4 protein-coding genes are annotated in these 5,330 nt (G+C 59.2%); all 4 read left to right on the forward strand.

Translation table 11 applies throughout. The annotated features are described in order from the left end of the window. Positions 1–164 precede the first annotated feature (164 nt). The 4 genes from VG146_13465 to VG146_13480 all read left to right on the forward strand — a co-directional run bounded on the left by VG146_13465 (position 165) and on the right by VG146_13480 (position 5,284). Positions 165–1,781 carry a hypothetical protein gene (locus VG146_13465; protein HEV2393355.1) on the forward strand — a complete coding sequence of 539 codons (1,617 nt, stop codon included), beginning with the start codon at positions 165–167 and terminating at the stop codon, positions 1,779–1,781. 61 nt (positions 1,782–1,842) lie between these two features. Next, complete coding sequence (locus tag VG146_13470; protein HEV2393356.1) at positions 1,843–2,430, forward strand: hypothetical protein; 588 nt, start codon at positions 1,843–1,845, stop codon at positions 2,428–2,430. Positions 2,431–2,631: 201 nt separating this feature from the next. Then, complete coding sequence (locus VG146_13475) at positions 2,632–4,608, forward strand: PAS domain-containing protein (GenBank protein HEV2393357.1); 1,977 nt, start codon at positions 2,632–2,634, stop codon at positions 4,606–4,608. Between the two features lies 1 nt (position 4,609). Then, complete coding sequence (locus VG146_13480; GenBank protein ID HEV2393358.1) at positions 4,610–5,284, forward strand: response regulator transcription factor; 675 nt, start codon at positions 4,610–4,612, stop codon at positions 5,282–5,284. The last annotated feature ends 46 nt before the right edge of the window (positions 5,285–5,330 follow it).

Consider the following 5,330-nt stretch of genomic DNA (forward strand, 5'->3'; position numbering starts at 1 on the left):
GTCCAAGCACTCGTTTGGGTCGGGTGTTTGCTTTTCGGATGCCTCCGCAAGCCATGGTCAAAGCGAAAAACTCATCGTCTCCCCGGCCGTCAGGCCGCCATTTGTCAAATGGATTTACCCACAAATTCTGCTACAGACCCATAATTTGCTCTCACAAAACCACAATGCAAATCCAGTCATTGCCCTTCTCCTCCTTCCTCACCCTACTTGCGGTCTGCGCCGTAAACCACTGCCTCGGCTCCGGTGTGACCCTCATCACCCACGGATACGCCGGTAGCGCCGACGGCTGGGTCGGTGCCATGGCAAACGATATTCCCAACTATTACTCCTTTCCCGGCACCAACTTCACGGCCATCACAATCACTCTCACAACCGATGGCAACAACAACTACTTTTATCAGTGGGAACCAACCAACGCCACACCACCTGCTGCGACCGACTCAGGCGAGATCATTGTCAAACTGGATTGGAGCCAAATGGCAGGCGGTCTTTCCGCTCCTTACGACATCAGCACCTATAACGTCGCTGGAGCGGCGAGCTGGGTTATGCTCCAAACCAATTCGATCCAGGCTCTTGGGGGCCACGCACTGGTCGAGTTCCCAATTCACCTCATCGGCCACAGCCGGGGCGGGTCCTTGATCTCCGAGATCAGCCGCATATTAGGCACCAACGGGATCTGGGTTGACCACGTCACCACACTCGATCCTCACCCCCTCAACAACGATGGCAATTTCGACTTTGGATTCCCAACCGACGCCCCGGCCAAAAACACCTACGCAAACGTTCTGTTCGCCGACAACTATTGGGAAGACCTCGACCCCCTGAACCCCCTCGATCCAACCGGCGAACCAGTCGCCGGCGCCTATGTCAGGCAATTATACAATCTATCCGAAGGCTATTTCAATGTATCTTCAACCTCCCCAGACCACTCCAACGTCCACCTTTGGTACCACGGTTCAATTAACCTCAACACGCCCACCTCCTACAACCTCGCTGGCGATGCTGCAACCATAGACGCAAGCATGCGCACAAACTGGTGGGTCCCGTACGAAGTCTCCGGATTGCGCTCTGGTTTCTACTACAGCCTCATAGGCGCCGGCAATCGCCTTAGTACGGATCAACCACTGGGTCCGGGATACCCCGCCATCAGCGACGGCTGCAACAAATGGTGGGACTTCGGCGCAGGCCTCGCCAATAACCGCACGCCCCTGCAATCCAACAGCGGAGCGTGGCCCAACCTCATTAAATTGGATGTCACCGGGACGAACGTCATCACCCAAGGCAGCCCCCTATCTGCACGATTCTATTGCGAGTACGGCGGCTCAGCGAGCAACCTGACCTGCCACCTCTATTCCGGCAACGACTTCAACACTCTTGGAACCAACGGCGTCCTGCTCGGGCAATACCCGCTGTCAAACACCGGAGTTGGGTCCGTCCTCATCGTGAACGCCAACTTGAGCACATCCAATACCCCGCCAGGCATCCACACCCTCTACGGCAAAATAGCCGATGGCTCGCATACGCGCTACCTGGTTGCCCCAGAACTCGTGCAGATCACCCCCAATCAACAACCTCCCACCCTGCAAATCGCAACCGTAAATTCCAACCAGGCCCTCCTCTCAATAAACGGCCTCGCAGGCGAAGTCCTCGTCCTCCAGACCTCCTCCGACCTCCAGAACTGGGTTTCCCTCGCCACAAACACCCTCACCTCCCCCGCCTGGACCACTAACGTTCCTCTCGCTGCAGGCTCTCAATTCTATCGGGCCGTCCTCGGCCCCTGAAAGTCCCAGCACCGCACATTCGAAATTCTGAAATCGAAAATCTGAAATCTGTCCGCCCCCCATGCTCACCCAACTTAGTACAATCAAATCCCGCCTCTCCATCCTGGATTCCGACGCATCCCAGGACCCCATCCTCACCAACGCCATCAAGGCCGTCTCCGCCCGCTTTGACAAAGAAACCAACCGCACGTTGGCTCGCACGGAAAACGCCACCCACGAGTTCGACGCCGATGACACCGAAATCTCCCCACCGTGCTACCCCATCGAATCGGTCTCCAAATTCGAAACCAAATCCTCCGAAACCGAAGGCTGGACCGAACAGCCCAACACCGATTACCTGCTCCACCGCGGCTGCGTCATCTCCCTTCAGCCCTCAGCCCTCAGCCTTCAGCCTTCCTCCCTCGCCCGCGTCACCTACACCGGCGGCTTTGTCCTCCCCGGCACCGACCCGCAACCATGCCAAACACCCCTGCCCGATGACCTCGAACAAGCCGCCGTCGAACAAGTCGTTTACTGGTTCCAAACCAAAGAAAAGCTGGGCCTCAGAGTCTCCTGGCCCACCGGCGTTGAATACAAACAGTTCTCCTTGCTCCCCCTCCTCCCCGATGTCTCCGCCACAATCGCCCACTACCGCCGCTGGGCACTCTAACCACACTTGGCAGAAGGCACTGGGGCCGTTACAAGAGTCAGAATCCCTCCCCAAACGTCCTTGCTTCCCATCCTTGGCGCCTTCTGGTAGCCTTCCGGCAACAGGAAGCTGGAGGGTGACAGCCAGGGCGTCCAGCGTTCCAGCAACATTGATCGGTGAGGTATGCAAAAAGTGATGGAAAGGCTCGGAGGCGCTGTGGGTATGACAATCACAGCGGTAGGCCTTGCCTTGAACAAGTTGGTAGCGCTCAGCGGCCTGGACCACACCAAAGGCCGCAGCCCCGGCAAACGCATTACCGCCATTGGCCTGGCTTATACCTGCCTGGTCGGTTCCATGAACCTCATCTCAACCCGCGGGCTGAGCTTTGATTTATTCTATCTGTTCGGCTGCGCTGCGGTCGGTTGGGGGGCCGGTGTCAGGCCCGCTCTGCTCGTAGCCCTGGCCTCCGGCGTCTTTGTTTATTTCGATGCTGTCCAAACCGGCGCTGTTTCATTGCCCGGCTGGATCGTTTATTGGAATTCCGCCCTGCGTATCGTGGGTTTTGGAGCCACCGGCTGGCTGGCGGCCCAGGCGGGCCGGCTCACCCGCGGCCTCGAACGCACCATTCACGAACGCACTGGCCGTCTCCAAAACGAAGTCGCCGAACACAAAGAGACCACCGTCCGGCTGCGCGAGACTGTCGAGCTCTTTAAACAGGTCACCGAGAATATCACCGAGGTCTTCTGGGTAACCGATCCGGCCAAGAATCGCGTCAACTATGTCAGCCGTGGCTTTGAAAAAGTCTGGGGCAGGCCACGCCAGGCCATTTACTCCTGCCCGGCTATTTGGTTGGACGCCGTGCATCCCCAAGACCGCGACCGTGTCACACAGGCCATGTACACCCAGCAGATCGCCGGCGAGTACGACGAGGAATACCGCGTCCGGCGTCCGGACGGCTCGGTATGCTGGGTCCATGATCGCGCCTTTCCGGTCCTCAATGAACGCTCCGAGGTCTATCGTATCGTCGGCATCGCCGAAGACATCACCGAGCGCAAACGCGCCGAGCAACTCATGGAGGCCCAGCGCGATATCAGCGCCGCCTTGAGTATCACCAGCGACCTCCGCGCCGCGCTCCAGCGCCTCCTCGAAGCCGCCACCCGTCTCGAAGGTATCGATTGCGGCGGCGTTTACTTGGCTCAGGAAAACGGCGCCCTGGATTTGGCCGCACACCGGGGGCTTTCTCCCGCCTTTGTCTCCCGCGTCGCCCATTACGAGGCCGACTCAAGCGAAGTGGCTCTGGTCCGTGAAGGCCGCATGCTCTATCCCATCTGTGGACCCGAATGGAATACCGAAGGTTCCTTCTGGAGCGGCGAAGGCTTGCGCGCGCTCGCCGTCCTCCCCCTCCAACATGAAGGCGAGATGCTCGGCGCCCTCAGCCTCGGCTCCCATGAACAGGACGAAATACCCCCCCAGATGCGCGTCGCCCTTGAAACCGTCACCGCCCAGGCCGCCGGCGCCATCGCCCGCATCCGCTTGGAACGCGAAATCCTCGAAATCAGCGACCGCGAGCAGGCCCGCATCGGCCAGGACATCCACGACGGCTTGTGCCAGCTCTTGATCGGCGCAGCCTTCAGCGCCAATTCCCTTCAGCAATTGCTTCGCCAACGCGACCCCTCCGAAGCCTCCTCTGCCGCCAAATTCTGCTCCCTCCTGGACGAAGCCATCACCGAGTCACGCCGCGTCTGCCGCGGCCTTTACCCCGTCCGCCTAAAAACCGACGGCCTAGTCCCGGCCCTCGAAGAACTCGCTAATACCGTCAGCGAACGATTTAACATCCAGTGCGGCCTTCAAACCGATCTCCAGCACGTCAGTTGCGATCTCACCACCTCCACCCACCTCTACCGCATCGCCCAGGAAGCCGTCAACAACGCCGTCAAACACAGCGGCAGCCGCCATATCTGCATCCAACTCACCGGCGCTGCCGGCGAAATTGAATTGATGGTCCGCGACGATGGCGCCGGCATCAAGGGCGCTCTTCACCGCAGCTCCGGCATGGGATTGCACATCATGGACTATCGCGCCCGGAGCATCGGCGGCCGCCTCTACATCAACGGTAACCCCGCTGGAACCGTCGTTTCCTGCCGCGTCCCCCAAATTGGCGACCCCATCTCCGGCGTGCTTGCCCCACAGTCCCAATAACATGTTCCCTTCAACTCAAACCGCCGCGTCCAAAACCACTCGCATCATTTTGGTGGACGACCACCCCGTCGTTCGCCAGGGCTTGGCCGAGAGCATTAACCGCGAAACTGACCTCTCGGTTTGCGCCCAGGCCGAAGACCATCACGAGGCCCTTCGCGCTATCGAAACCACCAGACCCGACATGGTCGTCGTCGATCTAATGTTGAAATCCTCCAGCGGCATCGAGTTGATTAAAGACATCCATGCCCGTTGGCCCCATTTATTAATCCTCGTCGTCTCCATGCACGATGAAACCCTTTATGCCGAACGCGTCTTGCGCGCCGGCGCCCGCGGGTACATCACCAAACAGGAGGCCACTCGCGATATCCTCCTCGCCATCCGCCGCATCCTGGCGGGCGGCATTTACCTCAACGAAAGAACCTCTTCCGCAGTTTTGGGACGCCTCGCCGCCAAACCCCAGGCCGCCGGCGATTCTATCAGCGACCAGCTCGCTGACCGCGAGTTGCAGGTCTTCGAGCTGACCGGACGCGGTCTGAGCACCCGTGAAATCGCCGGGCAATTACATATTGATATGAAAACCGTGGACACCTACCGTGCCCGCATCAAAGAAAAGCTGAACCTGAAAAGCTCGAGCGAACTGCTCCAACTGGCCATCCGATGGAACCAGGCCCACTAACCCCGAATCACAGAGGACCCTCCAACATGCGCCACAACCGCAAGCT

The sequence above is a fragment of the Verrucomicrobiia bacterium genome (genome assembly GCA_035946615.1).
In the GTDB taxonomy this organism is placed as follows: Bacteria; Verrucomicrobiota; Verrucomicrobiia; order Limisphaerales; family UBA8199; genus DASYZB01.